This is a genomic window from Oleiphilus sp. HI0079, assembly GCF_001635105.1.
Genome location: NZ_LWFT01000219.1, coordinates 1 through 1,520 on the forward strand (window position 1 = coordinate 1; position 1,520 = coordinate 1,520).

Genomic DNA, 1,520 nt, shown 5'->3' on the forward strand with positions numbered 1-1,520 from the left:
TCCATGGAGTGCCGGACTCAGCGGATATGTGGAACCCCCTCGTCCAAAAAGTTAAAGATAGCTTTACGTGTTATACAACCGACTTGCCGGGCATTCATCGATCAGGCGTGCCAGAATCGTTTGAGTTTGAGCTCAAACACTACGGGCAATATATTAACGATCTGGTTGAAGCGGCCGGTATTCAAACGCCTTTTACCCTGGTTGCACATGACTGGGGTGGTATCTATGCGATGTCTTTTGCTTGTCAGTTTCCTGAAAAAGTAAAACGGTTTGTTGGCGGATCGTTTCCCTTTAGCCACTTGTACCGATGGCACCCTTGGGCCGCTGTTTGGCGCACCCCCTTGTTAGGTGAGCTCTCAATGTTATTGATGAATAAGGCGGTCTTCCATTGGGAGTTGGGTCGGGGTGGCCCCTTGTTGAGCCGAGAGCAAATTGATGAGTCTTATGAAGGCAAGGTGGATCGATGGGCCCCGAGAAAAACGATTCTTAAAATGTATCGCTCAGCTACGCCGCGCTTGTTTTTACCTTTTCAGTGTATGCTTGAACGGTTTGCTCAACAGGTTGATGTAGACTTAGTTTGGGGTAGGAGGGATAAGTATGTACCTACTCACATGGCGGCGATGATGCATCCAAAAAGCACTCGAGTGATTCCAGAGTGTGGGCATTGGGTTCCACTAGAAGCACCCGATATCTTGGCTGAGGTACTGCTAGGAGGGGTGGAGAAAAGGGCATCAGGTAGCGCATCCAAGGGTGGCGGTTTGGACGAGACTGGGCAGGCAGCGCCAAAAGGGGGCAAGAAAGCCCGCAAAGAAAAACCTGCTGCCAAAGGTGAGCGTAAGGTCGGCGCTAAACACACGGCTTAGCGCCTAATTCCCGAGCGCTCATTGTGAGGCTGTTACTACCAAGCTCTTAGGCTAGGGTCGAAACTGCACCGCCTAACTTTAAAGCTCGGCGTTGTGATAGACGTTTTGAACATCGTCCAAATCGTTGAGCATGTCGAGAAACTTGTCGAACATTTCTACGTCGTCGCCACTGACTGGTGTTGTTGTCTGTGGTACGAACTGGATTTCGTCGACATCAAACTCCACTTCACCCATGGCGTCAAGAATGGCTTGCTTCGCTTTGTATGATTCAGTATGCGGCGCGAATACTGTGATCTTCCCGTCTTCAGCTTCAACATCAGAAACATCCACATCGGCTTCCATGAGTGCTTCGAGTACCGCATCTTCATCGTCACCCGAGAACACGAGAATGGCGCTATGGTCGAACATATGACTTACAGCGCCCTGCGTTCCGATTTTCGATTTGGTTTTTGTGAAGCACTGACGCACATCACCAAAGGTGCGATTCGGGTTGTCGGTTAGGCATTCTACAATCACCATGCAATTGCCCGGACCAAAGCCTTCATAGCGCGCAGGAGAGTAGTCTTCACCTCCGCCGCCTTTTGCTTTTTCAATCGCTTTATCAATGACGTGGCTTGGTACTTGATCTTTCTTTGCTCGATCGATCAAGCCTCTCAG

General features: G+C 50.0%; 2 protein-coding genes. One reads left to right on the forward strand and one right to left on the reverse strand.

The window, feature by feature from the left end; genetic code table 11:
- The coding region (locus A3750_RS03185) for an alpha/beta fold hydrolase (RefSeq protein WP_068548018.1) at positions 1 to 863 on the forward strand (863 nt) is incomplete at its 5' end.
- 78 nt (positions 864 to 941) lie between these two features.
- On the opposite strand, the gene A3750_RS03190 is transcribed toward A3750_RS03185, so the two are convergent.
- On the reverse strand, positions 942 to 1,520 hold a 579-nt coding region (locus A3750_RS03190; protein WP_068548019.1), incomplete at its 5' end, for a YebC/PmpR family DNA-binding transcriptional regulator.